This is a genomic window from Streptomyces sp. x-80 (assembly GCF_046549095.1).
Lineage (GTDB): Bacteria > Actinomycetota > Actinomycetes > Streptomycetales > Streptomycetaceae > Streptomyces > Streptomyces celluloflavus.
In genome coordinates, this window is sequence record NZ_JAJPWM010000006.1 from 390836 (window position 1) to 410141 (window position 19306).

Here is a 19306-nt window from a genome sequence, read left to right on the forward strand (position 1 = left end):
GGCCTAGGTGTCCGCCGGTTCCGGAGGCGCCTGCTCCGTCGGGAACAGGATCGTGCCGAGCAGGTGCGGTGTGCGGCCGGGCGAGGGTTCGTTATCCATCCGGGACCTGATCACCTCGCTCATCTCGCCGGTCATTTCGGCGAGTTCGTCCTCGCTCAGCCAGAGTGTGGCCTGCCGGTAGGACACGGAGTCGGCGACCGGATCGCTGCCGTCCCGGTCGAGGTAGGCGTGGAACTCGGCGAGCAGGGCGGCCATGGCCGCGGTGAACCCGCGACGGTGGTCGTCCAGGGACATCGACGCGGCCGCGTCGGTATCGATCGCCACGCGTGCCCGGCGCAGCCGGTACTGGCGCTCGACGGCGCCGCGCACCCGCTGCTCGCCGCTCACCTCAAGGAGTCCCCCGTCGGCGAGCAGGCCGACGTGCCGGTACACGGTGGCCTTCGAGACGTCGGGCAGCCGGGCGCACAGCTCGGAGATCGTGCGGGCCCGCCCGCCGAACATGGCGTGCACGATGCGCAGCCGCACCGGGTGCAGAAGCAGATCGACCGTGTCCATGGCCGCAAGATCTCACATTTGATACCGTCCTCAAACTTGAGAATGGTCGCAGCACAGCGAAAGCGAAGGAGCAGCGATGTCACACCCGCAGTCCACCAGCCGCCCCGAGGCGCCGAACGACGGACCGGTGAACGACGGGGCCCCGCCGATCGGGCGCCGCCACGACATCGGAGGCCGCCGGCTGCTGCTCCACCGCACGGGCAGCGGAGGCCCGTCCGTGGTGTTCCTCCCCGGGGCGGGGATGGTCGGCCTCGACTACCTGAACCTCCACGACCAGGCGTCCGAGCACACCACGAGCGTGCTCTACGACCGCGCCGGAACCGGCTGGAGCGACCCGGTGCCCCTCCCCCGCACCGGCGCCGAGGTCACCGACGAGCTACGGGAGCTGCTGCACAGCGCCGGTGTGCCCGCCCCCTACCTGCTCGTCGGCCACTCCATGGGCGGGAGCTACGTACGCCGCTACGCACAGCGTTTCCCCGCCGAGGTGGCCGGTCTGCTCCTGCTGGACCCCACCCACGAGGACAGCGTGACCCGCATGCCGAAGCAGCTGCTGGAGATGCAGGAGCGCCTGAGGGACCAGCCGCTGCCGGAGCCGACGGAGGAGGAACTGCGGCACTTCCGCGGCCTGTTCGCAGAGCGGCTGACGCAGTGGCCGGAGGCCGTGCGCGAGGCGCTCGTCGCACACCACCTCGCCCACTGGCGGACCGGTGCGCGGGAGGCGGCCAACCTCGACCGGCTCGGCGAAGAAGTCCGCCACGGCGGGGACACGCCCGACATACCCGTGATCGTGCTCACCGCCATGGGGCGCGACACGTTCCAGGCGGGGCAGCTGTCCGAACAGCTGGAGCGCGAGTTCCGCGACGTCAAGTACGCCCTGCACGCGGAGTTGGCCGCCGCGGCTCCACGGGGTGAGCACCGGGTGCTCGACGACGCCGGGCACACCTGGATGCACGTGGAACGCCCGGACGCCGTACGCCGCGCGATCACGGACCTGCTGGACAGCGTGGGCAGGTGACCGCACCGGTCCGCCGGTCCCCTTCGCCGGAGAGCGGCGGCAAGGTCAGCGGGGCCCGTCCGCCGGCGGGGCCCTGCGCTCACCCGGGAGTCCCCGGCAGAACGTGCCCGGTCGTCTTCCGGAAGACCGGCTTGTCGGTATGGCGGGGATCGGCATTCGGGCACCCCGGCCGGGACCGGTGCTGGGCCGGAGACCGCGGCCTTCAGTACGGACGACCGGCGGACCGGTCAAGGGAAATACGATTCGAGCGTGCCGCGACGCCGGATATCGAGTGTCGCGCAGTGGAATGAGCCGCCGAACGGCGCGTAGTGCAGCAGGTCGCACGGGATCGGCTCGAACCCCCATTGTTCGAGCGCGCGCAGCATCTCGGTGTGGTGCCGCTCCGCGATCACCCGCTTGTCGTCGATCATGAGAATGTTCATGCTGAGCCACTTACCGCACATCGAGGTGATCTTGAGCAGGCGCTCGTCGATCGGATTGGGCTCGGGGGCGACCAGGATGTCCCACGAGCTGAGGATGTCGGGCAGGCGGTCGACGTCGATGTATTCGGGATTGACCAGCACCTTGCCGGGCGCGAGCACAAGGAACGTCGTGTCGATGTGCATGGGCGTGCGGCAGCGGCTCTCGATCTCGTGGATGCGATAACCGGATCCGAGATGACGGCGCAACCAGTCGATCCCCATGAGGTTGGTGACATTGCTTCGCGTGACGAAGAGGTCGCGTCCCGCGCGCACGAAATCCGCCGCGTCGAAAACCGGCTCGAACTCGGTGAGGATATAGCGCATGGGCTCGCCGGCGTCGGGGACACGGAAATCCGCCTCGAACAGTGCGTCCGTGAGCTGCGGCTTCGGCGCCGCCGTCCAGCGCGCACCGCGCCGGAAGTAGTCCTTGAGGATCGCGCGATAGGAATGGTTCTCGAAATACCGGCACGGCCATGCCATCGGGGTCTCGATGATCTCGTCGCCGATCACGAGCAGGCTGTCACGCGGACAGGCATTGCAGAAACCACGCGACGACCAGTCGGGGGTGGCGAAGCGTTTCCTGTGGTCGACCGCGTCCGGACGCGTCACCGTGATACCGAGGGACTTCAGGAGAGCAATGAACTGATCGAGCTCCTGCTGCGCCGTCTCGATCATCATGCGCGGATACTTGAACCCGGCGGCAAGCCCCTGCAACCGCGCCACCCATGGCGGGACGTTACAGGCCACGACCGGATGGCTGGAGGGAATCGTCGCGCCGTCGAGACGCCCGACGATGATCTCCTCCAGCGGGTCCCACTCATTGTGCGAATTGACCGGCGAAACGAGGGGTTCCGCAGCGTTGTCAGTCATGACCGATGACGCCGATATCACGCATAGCCCATAGCCCACTCGGTGCGTCAATGTCTGCCGCCGTCACCTGAGTGCCGGGCCTCCGCACTACCACCATGCTCGACCGCTTTCGATCACGGAATTCAGCGGCTCACTGTATCCAACAACTCGCTCGAAGCGGCGATACCGGGCCGTTCGCCGGCCGGGGACAGATCCGCCTCACCCGCCTCGCGGCCTCCACGGTCAGGTCCGCCGGCGGGGGCCGCGACGACATCGACGTCCCTCCGCCGTCAGAGACAGTGGTGGACTGTCCGGTACCTGGCCGGGTGACTCACGACCGGTCCCCTCAGGCCGCGCCCGCCCGACCGGCGTCGGCCAGGTCGTCCAGGAGGATGTCCGCGACCAGTTCCTCGACGACGGCGGTGCCGTGGGCGGCCATGGTCGTGGTCAGCTCCGGGTCCCAGGGTGCCTCGGTCAGGCGTCCGGGTGGCGGGCCGTCGGGGGTGCGGGCGACGGCGGCGCGGTAGTCCGCCGCCGTCATGCGCCACGGGCGGGCCGGTGTCTTGTCGAGCAGATAGGCGGCGATACGGATGCCCTCACCGTCGAAGTCGCCGTGGTAGCGGAGGACCGCACCGTGGTCCGCGAGCAGGCGGAGGAAGTGGACGGCCGCGCTGTTGGGCCAGCCGGACGTACAGACGAGGGGCGGGCAGGCGGGGCCGAACCGGCGTAGCGCGAGGGCCATGACGCTGGGGTTCTCCACGGCGTGGACGACGGGAGCGGAGCGGGTGGCGAGCGTGAGTCCGCCCGGAGCTCGTACCTGGGCCAGCGTCAGGCTGGCGGCCTGCCCGGCATCGGCGCACGCGCGGGCCACGCGGGCGAGCGGTCCGCCGCCGCCCGGTCGCAGTCCGGCGGTGAGGACGGTGGCGGACAGTTCGTCGTCGGCGACGCCCGCGCGGGCCCACAGCGCGCGCCGGTCCGCCGCGGACTGCGGCGGGGCGGTGTCGTGAAGGGTCGCCAGGGCGCGCAGGACGAGGGAGGACAGGCGGGTGCCGTCGTCGAGTGCGTGGGAGTCGCCGCTCACCACCCGGGCGGCGAAGACGGGCAACGGCTCGGCGTGCGCGGGCAGTGCCGCCAGCACCGCGAGCGCGTCGGTGAGCAGGGCGCGGGTGCGCCCCGGTGCGCCGCCGACCAGGCCGGCGGCCCGGCAGGAGGCGGCCCAGTCGGCGAGCGCGGGCTGGGCCCGTACGGTGTCGTGGCCGGCCAGCCAGGCCCACAATTCGGCCCGTTCGTCACCCTGCCGGCGCCGCTCGGCCGCGCGGTCGCCCAGCGGGCCCACCAGTTCGGTGACCGCTTCGCGGACCGTGCGGCCGCAGAGCTCCGTGACCGCCTCCTCCAGGCGGGCCAGGGCGACGGAGGGCCGGACGTCCGGCAGGCGGTCCAGGCCGAGGAGGTCCGCGAGGGCTTCGCGCTGGGGGTCGTCGAGCGGGCCGAGGCGTACGCGGGTGACGGGCCGGCCGGAGGAGAGGCGGTCGTGGACCGTCTGCCAGAGGGGGCGCAGCTCGGGGCGGCGCAGGGAGCTTTCCCCCGGGGCGGGTCCCGTGGGCGTCATTCCGCCGCCAGGTCGGTGCCGTTCCATACGAAGCGGGCGCTCGTGACCGCATCGTCGTCCGGGCCGGTGAGGAGCTGGTGGACGGCGATGCCGGGCAGCTCTCCGTAGGTGCACCACTCGTGGTCGGAGGTGAGCATGAGGTCCAGGTCGAGGGCGGTGAGCAGCGCGAACACCTGGCCGCGGTTGACGGTGTCGACGCCGACGAAGACCTCGTCCAGCAGGATCGGCCGGGGCGCGAGGGGCACGGCTTCGTAGTGGGCGGCGACCGCGGCGAACAGCGGCAGGTGCAGGGCGATGGCCTTCTCCCCGCCGGACAGCGCGCCGTGCAGTTTCTTGGTCAGCGGCTGCCAGCCGGTCCCGTTCGTACGGTCGAGGCGGACGGTGAACTGGTGCCAGGCCGTGTAGTCGAGGACCTCGCCGAGTTGTTCCTCCCAGCTCGCGGCGGTGTCGCTGCTCTTGGCCTCCTCGATCCGCGCGCGGAAGAAGGAGTGCAGGGCGTCCCGGTCGGTGTCGGTGATCCGGCCGGGGTCCTTGAGCAGCAGTTCGCGGGCGGTGCGGGTGCCCTCGGGGAGATCCGGGCGGATCTGCCAGACGAGCTGGACGGCGACCCGGGAGGCGGTGCGGACGCGTTCCAGGTGGCCGTTCATCCGGTCGACGAGTTCACCGGCCTGGCGGATGCGGGTGGCGAGGTGGCGGCGGATGTCGCCGGTGAGGATCTGGTCGAACAGACGGCGTTCGGCGCCGGTGATGTCGTCCCGGCTGCGGTCGCGCTCCTGCGTGAGCGCGGTGAGCAGGCCCGTCGCCCCGACGCGTACGCCGTCCAGGGTGGCGGTGAACAGCTGGATGTCCTCGTCGGGTGCCAGGTCGAGGTCGGCACGGGCGCCGAGGTGCCGGCGGGCTTCGTGCACCGCTTCGGAGAGGCGGGTCGCGGCGTCGCCCAGGTTGCGCGGGGCGTGCGGGACGCCGGACCACTGCGCCGCGGTGGTGCGGGCGGCCTCCAGGGTCGCCTTCGCACCGTCCTCGGCACCGAGTTCCAGGACGGTGCCGGCGTCTTCGGCCAGTCCGGTCGCGCACAGGTGCCGGAACCGGCGCGCCGCGCCGTCCCGGGCCGTGACCGCCTCTTCCCGCCCCTCGGCGTCCCGTTCGCTGACGGCCCGCAGTTCTCCGATGCGGCCCTCCAGGCGGCGCAGGAGATCGCCGGTCCGCTCGGTCTCGTCCCGGCACCGGCGCAGTTCGGCACGTGCCTCGGCGACGCGCGCGACCACCTGGCGGTAGTCCTCGCCGACGGTGGACTCCACCGCCTCCAGGCGTGCTCGCAATCCGTCGGCCTCGGTCTCGGCGGTGGTCGCGGCCGCGTTCCGCTCCTCGGCGTCGTGGTGCGAGCGGTCGGCCTGCGCCACGAGCTGACGGGCCCGGTCGGCGACCGCCGTCGCGTTGATGCGAGCGTCCACCCAGAGGTCGGCGGTGTCCCGGAACGTGTCGATGGCCCGGGACAGTTCGCGCAGCCGGCCGCTGTCGGTGGGCAGGCCGTGCTCCGCCGCCCGGCGGCTGAGCCCGCGCAGGGCGGCCGCGACCTCGGTCTCGGTACGCTCCACCCGCTCGGCCGCGTCGCGTACGGCGTCGTCCCGGGCCGCCACCTGGTCCTCGGCGCGGTCCCAGGCACGGCGCCGTTGACCGAGCTCGCGGTGGTCGGGGCGGGCCGCCCGCTCACCGTCGAGCCGGGTGCGTCGGGCGGCGAGCGCGCGCAGCCGGTCGTCGAGTGCGGCGAGGGAGGCGTTCGCCTCGCCGATCAGGTCGGTCAGTTCACCGATCCGGCGGTGCCGGGCGCGCTGCCGGGCGAGGGCGCCGATATGGGCGGGCTCCGGCTTGCTCCAGGTGCCCGTGGCGAGCGTGAGGCGCCAGGCGCCGTCGGCGGACACGGCGGCCGGGTGTCCCCCGGGAAGCCGCGTGCCGTAGGCGACACCGGCGAGCAGGCGCGTGACGGTCTCCGCCGGGACCGGGATGTCCTCTTCGGGCCGCAGCACCTCCAGCAGACTGGGGCCCGGGGCGGGCAGGGCCAGGGCGGCCTCGACGCGGGTGTCGTGGCCGGGCGGTGTGACCCCGTCGTCCGGACCGGCCCAGGCGTCCAGCAGGCCGGACGCCTCCAGTGCCGCTTCCACGCCGGCCTGTACGGCGGTCGGCACGTCCTCGCGGAAGGCGATCAGCCGCCACAGCGGCGCGCCCGCCATCGCGGCGCGGTCCGTGGTGCGGGTGGCCGGTGGCGAGGGCGGCAGGTCGGTCTCCGTACGCAGCCGGTTCACCTCCCGTACCAGCCCGTCCCGCTCGTCGAGCAGGCTCCGCCGGGCGGCTCGGCCGGTGGCCTCGTCTTCCGCGATCTCCTGCTCCACCGGGCGGGCGGCGGCGTCCACCAGGGCCGCCACCTCGGTCTCGGACGCCGCGCGGGCCGCCAGTTCGTCAGGGTCGGCGATCCGGAGTTCCGTGCATCCCCCGGCCCAGGCGCGCAACCGCTCCTCCTGCGCGGAGCGGGCGTCGTCCCAGGCGTGGACCGCCGCATCGCGATCGGCGAACGCCTCCGCGAGCCGGGTGCGGGTCCGTTCCAGCGCGTCCTCGGCGGTTCCCCGGTCCCGGACCGCCCGGTCGTGCCCGTCCATCGCCTCGACGACGAGATCGACCTGCTGCCGCCGGGCGGCGACCGCGCCCCGCAGCAGTCGACGTGCCTGCCGGGCCCGCTTGTCGCCGCTCTCGCCGGGGGCGGGCGGGGCCCCGGACGGGCCGGTGCTCCGCGGGGGAACCGCCGTGCCGGAAGGCGGGCGTACGACGTCGAGCAGCGCGTTCGCCTCGTGGTGGACGGACTCCAGGCCCGCTGCCCGTGCCGACCGGCGAGCCTCCTCGGCGGCCTCGCGGGCATGCTCGTCGAGTGTCCGGGCATGGCCCGCGGCCTCGTCGGCCTGCTGCCGGTCCGCCGCCGCCCGGTGCTGCCCGGTGCGGGCTGTGGCGCGCTGCCCCCGGGCGGTGGCCGACGCTTCCTCGGCGCGGCGGCGGAGCCGGTCGAGTTCCTCGCCCTGCCGGTACGCGTCACTGTCGCGCAGGCCCTCGATGGTCTCCTCCAGGGCGTGCGCGCGCCTGGTCTGTTCCGTCCGCCGGGCCTCGGCCGCCCCCCGCTCTTCCCGGGCCCCGGCGTGTTCCTCGGCGCTGAGACGGGCGACCCGGGTGAGGTTGTCCATGTCCGTGGTGGCGGAGATCAGCGCGGCCGAGGCGGCGCGCAGGACCCGCCGTGCGTAACCGCGTTGCCGGGAGGCGACGGTGTCGGCGGCCGTCACCTCCGCGTCGAGCCGCTTGAGGTGTTCGCGCTGGCGGTCCAGCCGCTCGAAGCCCTCGGCGAGTTCGGCGATCTCGGCTTCGCCCAGTGGGGGCAGGGCGCGGGAGAGGAGGGTGGAGAGCAGGGCGGGGTCGAGCCGTTCGGACAGTTTGGGCTGGCGCAGCTGGAGCAGGGCGGACAGGAGGGATTCGTAGCGTTGCTCCCCCATGCCGGGGAAGAGTTCGCGGCGTACCGCTGTGCGGTAGTCGGCGGCCGAGGCGTGGACGTCGCCGCGGTCGCGCAGGGCCTCCGCGAGGGCGGTGCGGGTCAGGGGCTGTCCGGTCCCGGTGACGAGCGAGAGACCGCCCGGGTGGGCGATCCGGGCCCGGGTGGTGAAGTAGTCGGTGTGTACTCCGGTGGTGTGCACGCTCGCTTGCAGCCGCGCTCCGCAGCCGAACCAGCGTTCCTCGCCGTCGTCGCCGGGGCGGTGGAACTCCAGCCATACGTATCCGACCCGGGTCTTGCCGGAAGCGCCCTCGCCCAGCAGGTTCCAGTGCATGGTGCGTTCCGAGCCGCCGAAGGTCGAGAGCCGGTGGGGGCGGAGGCTGGCGTCGAAGAGGAAGGGCAGCAGGAGTTCCAGGGCCTTGGACTTGCCCGAGCCGTTCCGGCCGCGCAGCAGCAGACGGCCCTGGTGGAAGGTGAAGGTCTCGTCGTAGTAGCGCCAGACGTTGAGGATGCCGGCGCGGTGCGGCTGCCAGCGGCTCCGCCGCGCCGGTGCGGTCGGTTCGGCGGACTCGTGGCGTCGCGGCCCGGGAAGCTCTGTCACGCTCACTGCTCATCTCCTTCGTCGGGGCCGCCGGCCGAGGCGGCGGTGCCCGTCCCGTCGCGCCTTTTCCCGGTCCTGCGCTGTCCTGCTCCGGTGTCCGCGTCCGTGCTCGTGGTCTCCGCGACGCGGTAGCGGTGTGCGGCCGGGCGCGCGACGACGCGGCCCCCGACCCGGTGGACCAGCCCGGTGTCCCGCAGCACGCGCACGGCGTCGTCGGCCAGTCGTGCCGCGCCGTCCTGGGACTGGTACGCCTTCGCCCAGCGGGGGAAGCGGCGCAGGAGATCCGCGCCGGCCTCGGCGAGCTGTTCGGGGAGCAGTCCGGCGGGCGCGGCACGGACCGGTTCGAGAAGGAGCAGTGCGGCGACCCGGGCGGTGGACGTGTCGTCGGGGAAGCGGACGTCGGTGGCGATCGCGTCCGGGTCCACGAGCAGGAATCCTTCGGCGCGTTCCTCCAGGAGGAGGCCGGCCTGCTCGACCGATCGGCGCAGGATCTGACGGCCGGTCAGGGACGTGACATAGGCCAGCTCCTCCTCGGTGAGCTCCGCCCGGTACACGACGGGATCGTCGAAGAGGCGGCGCAGCACCGAGTGGCGCAGCCACAGATTGCGCTGGGGTTCCGTGGCGGCGCCCGTGCCCGGCGCCTCGTCCGCCGTCCCGTCACCGGCCGCGCCGCCGTAGCGCCGCTCCCGCACGATCCCGGTGAGGAGGTCCTCGAAGCGGGCGGGCACCTCGTCCGGGGGTACGGCCAGCCCGGAGGCACCGACGGGGGCGGCGGGCAGCCGCATCAGCAGGGTGGTGTCCACGCCGTAGAGGACCTTGGCCTCCGCCGACTCGACGTATGTCTCCGTGGCACCGTCCACCGCGCGGAGCACACCGTACGACTCCAGCAGCTTCAGGACGTCCACGAACGCCATCCGCTCCGGCCGGTGCACCGGGTCGAAGGCGGGCAGTGCCTGATCGGCGGCCGTCGCCTGGACGACGCGGTCGGCGAGCAGGCCGATGGTCGTCATCGGCATGGACAGCAGCTCGGCCGCCGTCACACACAGCAGGACGTACCGCCGGCGGTCGAACGGGGCCCGGCCGGCACGCGCCCTGCGGGCGGGACGGGAGGCATCGGCGTGGGCGCGGGTCTTGGCGAGGCGTGCGTATCCGCGCCGGGGCTCGACCACCAGGCTCCAGCCGCAGGTGTAGTCGAACCATTTGGCCAGCGGTTCACGGCGGCGCCGCACCAGCTCGAAGCCCGCCGGGTCGGCCGCCTCGGTGAGCAGCGGACGGGCGAGCAGCAGCCGGATGCCCCGGGCCACTTCCGCTCGTTCGGCGGCCGCCAGTTGGTTGGCGAGTGTGCTCATCCCGCCGCCTCCCCTCGCGTGGGGTCCGGTACGGCCGGGAACGCGCCGACCCCGTCCGGCGCGGTGATGGAGACGAGGTAGTCCGGCCCGGCCAGCGCGCCCTGCGCGGTGCGCAGCACGGCGGTGCGGTGGTCGGGCGGCGGGGCGAGCGTGATCTCCACCCGGCCGTCCCCGGTGGTCGCGCGCCGCAGCCCGGTGGTGTCCGGACCGGCGGACAGGGCGCGGCCCAGCAGGTCGAGCAGCCGCTCGAAGACCACCGGGTCCAGCTCGCCGAAGGAGGACAGCCGCACGGGCCCGTCCGTCGCCAGACCCCGCCAGGCCAGGGCGAGTTCCGCGCGCTCGGCGCGGGCCCGCTCGGCCCGCGCCGCCTTGACCGCGGCGATATCGCGCACCTTGGCCGTACGGGTGAACCGCTCGGTCCGTCCACTGGTGCGCAGCAGCGCCGACACCTCGACCGGCGGTGCCTGGGACCACGGCAGCACCGCGGGGATCAGTTCCGGGTCGGCGTGGGCGAGATGGGCGTGGCGCGCCGGGCCGAGGCCGAAGGCGGCCGACCACAGCCGGTGCAGATCTTCCTCCCCGGGAGCGGCGGCGAACCAGCGCGCCAGCTCGCGGAAGTCCTGTACGGCGCTGGAGGAGCGGCGCCGCGATTCGTTGATCCGCTCCAGGACCTGGAGGAGGGAGACGATGGCCCGCCGGGCGATGTCATGGAGCTGCTCGATGCGGGGACGGGCACCGTCGTCCGGCAGGAACCACGCCCGCAGGCCGGCCCAGCGGGCGCGCCGGCTCTCCAGCCAGCCGGGCGCGGGGTCCGCACCGGCCACCGGTGGCAGCTCGGCGCCGCGCAGGGCGCGCTCGCGCAGCAGGACGACGCCCCGCGCCTCCACCCGGCCGACGGCGGCGGCGACGGACTGCCCGCGCCGGTCCAGGTTGACCAGGAACTCCTGGAGATACGCGACGGTGGCGGCCTTCACCTCGCGGAAGACCTCCAGGTCGGCGCCCTCGGCACGCAGCAGCCGCTGCAACTCGGCGTGGAACGCCTTGGTGTTCTCCACCAGGGCCTCCAGGTGCCCTTCCAGCTCGCGCAGCGTGGTGAAGATCCGGCGATCGGCCGGGGCGGGCTCACCGGAGAGCAGGCACAACTCGTCGAGCCGGTCGGTGATCGCCTCCAGTACGGCCGTCTGGAGCGCCCCGGTGGAGGCGAGCACCTCCAGCGCGTGCCGCACCCCGGCGAGCGCGGCCTCGCCCCGGCGGGTCAGCGAGTACTGGAGGTTGCGCCGCTCGTACTCCTCGGCCGTGCGGTAGTTCTCGGCGTGGTTGTGGACCCTGTCCAGGAGCTCCCAGTCCACGAGTTTCTTCAGTACGTCGTGGAGTTCCTCGTCCTCGACCGCGGCCAGCCACCCCACCGTCCGCAGCCGCTCGCGCACGTCGTCGAGCCCCAGCGCCGTCTCCAGATGCTCACCGGCCGCGCCGAACGCGTCCAGCACCGCACCGTAGAGGCCGGACTTCTCCCCCGTGGTGAAACGGAACATCTCCGGCGGAACCCTGCGCACGCCCGTCGCCTCCTCCCCCGCCCCGGCGGCATGTGGATCTCCACCGTAGAGGGCGGCACTGACATTCAGGGGTGAGTCGCTTCCCCGTCCCTCCGGGTGGGACCGGCGCGCGCCCCCGCCCGCACCCCGTCGAACGTCTCCGAACACCGCCCTGACGAGCGAATTGCACGGAATGAACCGCGTCAGCGCCAGGGCCCGTCCGCGCTGTCGGGGAATCCCGCGTCGGCGCAGCACGAGGAGCAGCGGGCCGACTGAGCGTCAGGCCCGGTTCGGTACCGCGGCCGCGGCCACCGCCGGACCGGGGCGACAGCGACGGTGCCCTGGAAAACACAGGCGCGCGCTCGGCCCGGCGCGTACGGGGCGGCTCTTCGCCTCAGGTGCCGGGCTCCGGGGCGGACAACGACTCGCCCCCGAGCGACCGGGGGCGAGTCGTTGTCAGGTCACCGGTGCCGGGCACGGGCCACGACCGGTGTCAGGAACCGGTGCTGCTCATGATGTGCTTGGTCCGCGTGTAGGCGTCCAGCGCGTAGGTGGACAGGTCCTTTCCGTATCCCGACTGCTTGAAGCCGCCGTGGGGCATCTCGGTGGCGTACACACCATGGGTGTTGAGCCACACCGTGCCCGCGTCGATGCGGTGCGCCAGCCGGTTCCCGGCCGCCGGGTCACCGCTCCACACGGAGGCCGCCAGGCCGAAGGGCACGTCGTTGGCCATCCGGATCGCCTCGTTCTCATCGGTGAAGGGCTGGACGGTGACGACCGGGCCGAAGACCTCCTGCTGCACGATCGGGTCGTGCTGCCGCACGCCTGTCACGACGGTCGGTTCGAAATGAAAGCCGGGACCGGCGGCGGGGGCGCCTCCGGTGACCACGGTGGCGTGTCCCGGCAGTTCGGTGAGGTAGGAGTGGACCCGGGACAGATGGGCCCGGTTGTTCAGCGGACCGACCTCGGCGCGCGCGGCGCGTTCGGCGAGCAGCGCCACGAAGCCGTCGTACGCCTCGGCCGCGACCAGTACCCGGCAGGCGGCGGTGCAGTCCTGCCCCGCGTTGTAGAAGGCCGCTTCGATGATGCCGTCGGCCGCCTCGGCCAGATCGGCGTCGGCCAGGACGATGGCCGGGGCGTCCCCGCCGAGTTCCAGATGCAGCCGCTTGATACCGGCGAGTCCCGCCGTGGCGGTGACCTCCGCACCGGCCCGGGTGCTGCCCGTGAGGGAGACCAGGGAGACGAGCGGGTTGACCGCCAGTGCGCGCCCGGTGTCCCGATCGCCGCACACGACGTTGACGACGCCGGGCGGCAGCACTTCGGCGCAGATCTCGCCCAGGAGGAGGGCACTCATCGGGGTGGTCTCGGCGGGTTTGAGCACCACGGTGTTCCCCGCGGCCAGCGCCGGGGCGAGCTTGTCGACCGCCGAACCCAGTGGGTGGTTCCAGGGTGCGATCAGGGCGCAGACCCCGACCGGTTCCCGGACCACCATCGAGGTGTGGCCCGGCACGTACTGCCCCGCCATCGGCCCGTGCCCGGCCCGCGCGGCACCGGCCATGAAACGTATCTCGTCGACAGCCGCCGGAATTTCCTCCCCCAGGACCTCGGCGGTGTCCTTGCCGGTGTTGCGGCACTCGGCGGCGGCCAACTGCTCCGACTGCGCGGCGATCGCGTCGGCCAGGGCGAGCAGGGCATCGTGCCGTTCGCCCGGTGTGCTGGATCGCCAGGCGTCGAACGCCGAATCCGCCCTGCGGACCGCGTGGTCCACTTCTTCGGCCGAGGCGGCCGGGATGCTGTCGTAGACCTCGCCGGTGCGCGGGTCGGTGATGTCGAGGAAGGTCACAGGAGCTCCTGGAGGAAGGCGGCGATCCGCTCGCCGACGACAGTGGTCGGCAATGCGGGAGTACCGCGGGGTATATCGGGGAAAACGGACGCGTCGGCGATGTGGAGGCCGTCGAGGCCGTGCACCTTGCCGGTGTGGTCGACGACGGCGAGCGGATCGCCCGCGGGGCCCATCCGGCAGCTGCCCGCCGGGTGCCAGTAGTGCTGGTGACGGTCCCTGATCCAGTTGCGGGTGTCCCCCTGGGGGACGAGCAGCGGGGTACCGAGGTACGGCGAGAGGTCCAGCTCCCGTGCCCAGCCGAGTCCGTGGGCGAGGGCGTCGAGATCGGCGGGGTCGGTCAGATAGGCGTGGTCCACATCAGCGAGGGCATGCGGATCCGCGGAGCGCAGCCGTACGGTGCCCCGGGAGCGGGGGCGGAGCAGTCCGATCGGCACGATGCACCGCCAGCCGTGTTCGAGGGCCGGGTCGCGTTCGATCCACGGGAAGACATGGAGGTCGTACGGGGCGTCTCCGGCCTGGGGCGAGCGGAGCTTGGCCATGGCCTGCTCGTCGGGCAGCAGGTGGGTGCTCGCGAAGTCGGCCAGTTCCGCGGCGAGTTCCGCCGATCCGGCGAACTCCAGCTGGATGGTCGGATGGTCGTGCAGGTTCTCGCCGACCCCGGGCAGGTCGTGCCGGACCTCGATCCCGATGTCGGCGAGATGGGCGGCCGGGCCGATGCCGGAGCGCAGCAGCACCTCCGGGCTGCCGTAGGCCCCGGCGCTGAGGACGATGAGATCGGCACTGATCCGGCGCCGGTCCCCGCTCTCGGTGATGATCTCCACCGCGACCGCCCGGCCGTTGTCGAGAAGGATCCGGTCGACCGTCATACCGGCGGCGATGGTCAGCTTGCCCAGGTCCCTGACCGGGTCGAGGTAGGCGAAGGCCGTGTTGACGCGCACTCCGTCCGGTGTGATGTTGACCGGAGCGCAGCCGATGCCCACCGCTCCCTCAAGCTGGTCGAAGTCGTGCCGTACGGGCAGGCCGAGTGCGGCGCCCGCGGCGATGAAGGACCGCTGAAACGGCTGGATCTCGCTTTCGCGGTAGTTCCTCAGCCGCAGCGCCCGCGCCGCCTTGTCGAAGAACGGCCGCAGCGATGCGGAGTCCCATCCCGGTGAGCCGTCGGCGGCCCACGCGTCGTAGTCGCCGGCCCAGCCGGAGCTCTGGGTGCAGCCGTTGTGGGTGGAGCAGCCGCCGATGGCGCGGCAGCGCTCGAAGACGTGGCGGCCGGCTCGGTAGCCCCAGTCGTGCGAGGCGGGGAGCGTGGTGGCGTCCAGCAGATCGGCGGGCCAGTCGGCCTGGTCGGGCCCGTAGTCGGGGCCGGCCTCCAGGAGCAGCACATCGTGCTCGCGGGCGAGCCGGCCGGCGACGACGCATCCCGCCGTGCCGCCTCCCAGGACGACGATGTCCGCGTGGTCAGTGGGTTTCAACGAAGGCTCCTCGGTCGGGCTGGGCAGCGAAGGCGGCGGAGGTGATCGTGCGGCGATGCCGTGCCCCGAGGGCGTAGAGGAGGCAGCCGAGCGAGATGATGAGGACGACCGGGACGAGCTGGGTGGCCGTGTAGGCGGCACGCTGTCCCTCGAATCCGGTCGGCAGATAGCCGGCGGGGTCACCCGAGGTGCCGAACCAGCCGATGCCCAGTCCCGGCCAGATCAGGGCGACGACGGCGAAGAACATGGTGCCGACGGTGAGGACGGTCACCGTCCAGGCCCCCACTCGGCCACCGGGTATCCGGTAGGGGCGGCTCACGTGGGGGTATTTGCGGCGCAGAACGATGAAGGAGGAGAACGTCAGCAGGTAGGAAATCGCCGTCGCGGAGATCGCCAGGCCGATTCCGGCGGTGAAGTACTTCTGCGCGTCGCCGCCGCTCAGGGCGAGTGAGGCGACCATCACCAGCGCGGCGATCCCCGTGGAGATGAGGTTGACCCGGGTCGGAGTACCACGCCGGGCCGAGACGGCACCGAGCCACCGCGGTCCGGCGCCGTCCGCGCAGGCCACCGCTTGGGCCCGGCTCACGCCCATCGCCCAGGCGGTGCCGCTGGTGAGGAGCCCGATGATCAGTCCGGCCGCCGCCACCATGGCCAGCACCGAACCGGCGCCGGTGAGGACGACCGTGCCGTCCGCACCGACGTGGCCTCCGTACACGGTGAAGACGGCCCGGCAGGCGTCGATGAAACCCGTGAGCGAGCCCACTTGCTCGCTCGGGAGCACCAGCAGCGTGCCGAAGATCGGTACCCCGTACAGCAGAGCGGAGAGCAGTCCGCCACGCAGCAGCGCGGCGGGCACGTCCCGCTTGGGGTCGGCCATTTCCCCGGCGGCCGCACTGGGTACCTCGAAACCCATGTAATTGAAGGCGATGACCGGAGCGAGCGCCACCAGTCCCAGGTACGTGGGCGTGTAGTCGCCGGCGGCCGGCGGGTGCACACCGTGACGCAGGGCGTACAGCACCAGCGATACGACGAAGAAGCCGAGGAGAGCGATCCTGGCGGCCGCTCCGGCGATCGGCACCCAGCGGCCCGACCGTACCGACGCGTGCACGGCGAGTCCGGCCGCCCCGATGAAAACGGCCCCGGCCAGGTACTTCCAGCCGCCCGGCAGGGGGAAGAAGAACGATTCGAAGGTGGCGATCGCCGTCACGCACAGCGAGCCGCCGAGCCAGACCGGGTTGGAGATCCAGTAGAAGACCTGGTTGATGCCCGCCGTGAAGCGGCCGAAGGCCAGCTTCGTCCAGACGTACGGGCCTCCCTCCTGCGGAAACGCGGATCCCAGTTCGGCGATCAGGAGCCCGTAGGGCACGAAGTACAGCAGCCCGAGCACGGCCATCCAGATCAGTCCCTGGGGCCCGCGGGCCGCGACCGAGCCGAGGGTGTCGAGGCCGACGATCGCGCACAGCAGCATGGCCGTCGCGTCGAAACGCCGCAGAGCAAAGGGCGGTTGGGGCGGATCGGCTGACGACATGCCGCCTCCTTCGTGGTGGGATGCCGCCCATCATGAAAGGACAGGTTCAAAATCGTCAATAGTTCTTGCTTATGTTGAATCGCATTAGGGTGAGAGGGTGACTACGACCTTCGACAGAGGACTCGCGCTCCTCCACGCGGTGCTCGCGGCGGAACTGGGCCCGGCCGGCTACCCCGGCAACGCCCACCTGGCCGAGCAGGTCGGCCTCGACCAGACACAGGTCTCCCGCATGCTCAAGGACCTCGCGGCGGTACAACTCGTCGAAAGGGACGAGCAGATACGCGGCTGGCGCGTCGGCCCCAGGTACTTCGCACTCGCCGAAGCGGCGGGCGACCGGCAACTGCTCGTCGCGGCCAGGCCGCTGCTCCGCGGTCTCGTGGCCCGCTGGCACGAACCCGCCTGGCTCTCGGTGCGCTCCCAGGACACGGCGCTCACCGTGGAGGCCCAGCTCAGTCACTGGTCGTCGAATGTCGCGGCGAACCTCGGCGCCCGCCTGCCGATCTGGTGCACCGGCGCGGGGCGCGCTCTGCTGCTCGACCACTCCGAGGCGGAACTCGGCCGACTGCTCACCGACGTCGATTTCATCGGCGGCGGACCGCGAGCGGCCCGCGATACCGCGGCACTCGCGCGCTACAACGCCGCCGCGCGGGCGGCCGGGGTGGTGATCGCGGACCGGGAGTTCGAACACGACGTCGTCGACTTCTCCGCACCGGTCCGCGACGAGTCCGGCGGCATCGTGGCAGCGGTCAGCCTCGCCGTCCCGCGGTTCCGGCTGGCCGACCGTGCCGCCGAGGTCGCCGCATCCGTCCGGGAGGCGGCCCAGGTGCTGGAGGTCAGGGCCGCCAGCCGAGCAGCGCGGACAGGCGACCGGCCAGGTCCTTGATCACCTCGCCGTGTCGTGCCGCGAGCGGGGCGAGCCGCTCGGACGCCCCCTGCGTGTGGAGGGCGCAGACGATCTCGCCGGTGAAGTCCCGAACGGGCACGGCCACCGCGAACACACCCGGCTCCGACTCCCCGTCCACGACGGCGTAGCCCCGCTCCCGGGCCGCGATCAGCCGCGCCTCGAATTCGGCGACATCAGCCGGTGCGCAGGGCCCGAAAGCCACGAACTCCGTACCGGCGAACACGATCTCCAGCTCCTCGCGACCGGAGTCCCACAGCAGCGCCTGCCCCGCGTCATCGCAGTACAGCGGGTAGGAACGCCCCACCCACGACAGACCCGACGGAACCTCCTCCAGGAACGCCACCGAGCCGTCCCCGCGCAACTCGGCCAGGAACGTGCTCGCACCCGTCGCCTCCGCCGCCTCCCGCAGAAACTGCGGCCCCTCCCGCAGCAGGCGCGCCCTGACCGCGCGGGTCGCCGAGCTGTACAGCTGCCAGCTGAGGTCATAGGCCAAGGTGCGTTCGTCGCGAACGGCCACCTCCGCGGCTTCCAGGCTGTTCAGCGTCCGGGCGACCTGAACCCGGTTGCGGCCGAGCCGGTCGGCGAGCACGGTCGCCGTCGCCGGGCCTTCCTCGGTGGCCATCGCGAGCAGCACGTCGAGCCCGCGGCTCAGACTCTTGACGGTTCCCTCACTCACCCCCCGATGGTATCGACAACCGTCCGCACATCGGCCGCAGGCCGCGGTCCGGACCGCGGCTGCCGTGGGACCGGTCGTGCTGCCCGCCGAGCCGCACGGGGCCGGTGAGCCCGACCGGTCACGGGCCTGTGCGGACGGCTCCCGCATACGGGCGAGAGCGTGCCCCATGGGGAAGGGCTTCCACCCGGCACGCCGAGAGCACGCACCGGACGCCGCGGGCCCGCCCGTCGGGCGACGACGGGAATCCGACGACAGGCCCTAGCCTTGTCCGTGTTCGAGGCTCATGCATCGGTGGGCCGGTTCAAGAGCAGGAGGCAAGGCTGTGCACGGTGAGTACAAGGTTCCCGGCGGCAAGCTCGTCGTGGTCGACCTGGACGTCGAGGGCGGGGCCCTGCGCAATGTGCGGGTGGCCGGGGACTTCTTCCTGGAGCCCGACGAAGCGATTCTCACCATCGACGCGGCCTTGGAGGGCGCCCCCGCCCACACCGACACCGCCGGCCTCGCCGCCCGGATCGACGCCGCGCTCCCCGCCTCGACCGTGCTGCTCGGCCTGTCCAGCGAGGGGGTCGCCGTCGCCGTACGGCGTGCCCTCGCGCAGGCCACCGAGTGGAGCGACTACGACTGGCAGCTCATCCATGAAGCGCCGCAGTCCCCCGTCCTGCACATGGCGCTCGACGAGGTCATCACCGCCGAAGTCGCCGCGGGCCGCCGCCCGCCGACGCTACGGGTCTGGGAATGGGACCGCCCCGCCGTGATCATCGGCAGCTTCCAGTCCCTGCGCAACGAAGTCGACCCCGCCGGCACCGAGCGCCACGGCGTGACCGTCGTCCGCCGGATCTCCGGGGGTGGAGCCATGTTCGCGGAGCCCAGCAGCACCATCACCTACTCCCTCGCCGTCCCCCAGTCCCTCGTCTCCGGCCTCTCCTTCGCCGACAGCTACGCCTACCTCGACGACTGGGTCCTCGAAGCCCTCGGCGACATGGGCATCAAGGCGTGGTACCAGCCGCTCAACGACATCGCCACCGACCTCGGCAAGATCGCCGGCGCCGCCCAGAAACGCATAGTGGGACCCGGCGGCACACCCGGCGCCGTACTCCACCACGTGACCATGGCCTACGACATCGACAGCGACAAGATGCTGGACGTCCTGCGCATCGGCAAGGAGAAGATGTCCGACAAGGGCACGAAGTCCGCCAAGAAGCGCGTGGACCCCCTGCGCCGGCAGACCGGCCTGCCCCGCGAGGTGGTCATCGAGCGCATGATCGCCTCCTTCCGGAACCGTCACGGCCTCAGCCGCGGCAAGGTGACCGACGAGGAGATGGCGAAGGCCGAGGAGCTCGTACGCACCAAGTTCGCCACCGCGGAGTGGACGGCGCGCGTCCCCTGAGGGCTGTC

Annotated in this window: 13 protein-coding genes; 3 read left to right on the forward strand and 10 right to left on the reverse strand. The window is 72.4% G+C overall.

From position 1 onward, the window contains the following. Window positions 1-3 precede the first annotated feature (3 nt). Complete coding sequence (locus ACLJWH_RS14670; protein WP_411142108.1) at window positions 4-555, reverse strand: helix-turn-helix domain-containing protein; 552 nt, start codon at window positions 553-555, stop codon at window positions 4-6. A gap of 76 nt (window positions 556-631) precedes the next feature. Between ACLJWH_RS14670 and ACLJWH_RS14675 the strand changes: the two genes are divergently transcribed. Then, window positions 632-1570, forward strand: a complete 939-nt coding sequence (locus tag ACLJWH_RS14675) for an alpha/beta fold hydrolase (RefSeq protein ID WP_411142109.1) — start codon at window positions 632-634, stop codon at window positions 1568-1570. Between the two features lie 227 nt (window positions 1571-1797). On the opposite strand, the gene ACLJWH_RS14680 is transcribed toward ACLJWH_RS14675, so the two are convergent. The 8 genes from ACLJWH_RS14680 to ACLJWH_RS14715 form a co-directional block, all read right to left on the reverse strand. Continuing rightward, window positions 1798-2901, reverse strand: coding sequence for an amidinotransferase (locus tag ACLJWH_RS14680; protein WP_411142110.1), 1104 nt, complete (start codon window positions 2899-2901; stop codon window positions 1798-1800). Window positions 2902-3226: 325 nt separating this feature from the next. Beyond that, window positions 3227-4489 (reverse strand): TIGR02679 family protein, encoded by a 1263-nt coding sequence (locus ACLJWH_RS14685; RefSeq protein ID WP_411142111.1) that lies wholly within the window; start codon window positions 4487-4489, stop codon window positions 3227-3229. Beyond that, complete coding sequence (locus ACLJWH_RS14690; RefSeq protein WP_411142112.1) at window positions 4486-8619, reverse strand: TIGR02680 family protein; 4134 nt, start codon at window positions 8617-8619, stop codon at window positions 4486-4488. The genes ACLJWH_RS14685 and ACLJWH_RS14690 overlap by 4 nt, the downstream gene beginning before the upstream one ends. Beyond that, window positions 8616-9962, reverse strand: a complete 1347-nt coding sequence (locus ACLJWH_RS14695) for a TIGR02678 family protein (protein ID WP_411142113.1) — start codon at window positions 9960-9962, stop codon at window positions 8616-8618. Before ACLJWH_RS14695 ends, ACLJWH_RS14690 begins: the two co-directional genes overlap by 4 nt. Next, the gene (locus ACLJWH_RS14700; RefSeq protein ID WP_411142114.1) at window positions 9959-11515 is read right to left on the reverse strand and encodes a TIGR02677 family protein; all 1557 of its coding nucleotides are present in this window, start codon (window positions 11513-11515) and stop codon (window positions 9959-9961) included. Before ACLJWH_RS14700 ends, ACLJWH_RS14695 begins: the two co-directional genes overlap by 4 nt. A gap of 472 nt (window positions 11516-11987) precedes the next feature. Then, the gene (locus tag ACLJWH_RS14705) at window positions 11988-13337 is read right to left on the reverse strand and encodes an aldehyde dehydrogenase family protein (protein WP_411142115.1); all 1350 of its coding nucleotides are present in this window, start codon (window positions 13335-13337) and stop codon (window positions 11988-11990) included. Beyond that, entirely contained in the window at window positions 13334-14803 is a 1470-nt protein-coding gene (locus tag ACLJWH_RS14710; RefSeq protein WP_411142116.1) for a GMC family oxidoreductase, read from the reverse strand. The genes ACLJWH_RS14705 and ACLJWH_RS14710 overlap by 4 nt, the downstream gene beginning before the upstream one ends. Beyond that, the gene (locus tag ACLJWH_RS14715; protein ID WP_411142117.1) at window positions 14790-16331 is read right to left on the reverse strand and encodes an APC family permease; all 1542 of its coding nucleotides are present in this window, start codon (window positions 16329-16331) and stop codon (window positions 14790-14792) included. Before ACLJWH_RS14715 ends, ACLJWH_RS14710 begins: the two co-directional genes overlap by 14 nt. Window positions 16332-16428: 97 nt before the next feature. Here ACLJWH_RS14715 and ACLJWH_RS14720 point away from each other — a divergent pair, with 97 nt between their 5' ends. Beyond that, the gene (locus ACLJWH_RS14720) at window positions 16429-17214 is read left to right on the forward strand and encodes an IclR family transcriptional regulator (RefSeq protein WP_411142118.1); all 786 of its coding nucleotides are present in this window, start codon (window positions 16429-16431) and stop codon (window positions 17212-17214) included. Here the strand turns inward: ACLJWH_RS14720 and ACLJWH_RS14725 are convergent. Then, window positions 17165-17911: an IclR family transcriptional regulator gene (locus ACLJWH_RS14725; protein ID WP_411142119.1), complete on the reverse strand. Its 747-nt coding sequence runs from the start codon at window positions 17909-17911 to the stop codon at window positions 17165-17167. The two genes, ACLJWH_RS14720 and ACLJWH_RS14725, sit on opposite strands and share 50 nt — an antisense overlap. 322 nt (window positions 17912-18233) lie before the next feature. Between ACLJWH_RS14725 and ACLJWH_RS14730 the strand changes: the two genes are divergently transcribed. Continuing rightward, the gene (locus ACLJWH_RS14730) at window positions 18234-19298 is read left to right on the forward strand and encodes a biotin/lipoate A/B protein ligase family protein (protein WP_411142120.1); all 1065 of its coding nucleotides are present in this window, start codon (window positions 18234-18236) and stop codon (window positions 19296-19298) included. Window positions 19299-19306 lie beyond the last annotated feature (8 nt).

Bases quoted from the DNA above. Each gene is read 5' to 3' on its own strand.
- ACLJWH_RS14670 (WP_411142108.1), bottom strand. From the start codon at position 555: ATGGACACGGTCGATCTGCTTCTGCACCCGGTGCGGCTGCGCATCGTG.
- ACLJWH_RS14675 (WP_411142109.1), top strand. From the start codon at position 632: ATGTCACACCCGCAGTCCACCAGCCGCCCCGAGGCGCCGAACGACGGA.
- ACLJWH_RS14680 (WP_411142110.1), bottom strand. From the start codon at position 2,901: ATGACTGACAACGCTGCGGAACCCCTCGTTTCGCCGGTCAATTCGCAC.
- ACLJWH_RS14685 (WP_411142111.1), bottom strand. From the start codon at position 4,489: ATGACGCCCACGGGACCCGCCCCGGGGGAAAGCTCCCTGCGCCGCCCC.
- ACLJWH_RS14695 (WP_411142113.1), bottom strand. From the start codon at position 9,962: ATGAGCACACTCGCCAACCAACTGGCGGCCGCCGAACGAGCGGAAGTG.
- ACLJWH_RS14715 (WP_411142117.1), bottom strand. From the start codon at position 16,331: ATGTCGTCAGCCGATCCGCCCCAACCGCCCTTTGCTCTGCGGCGTTTC.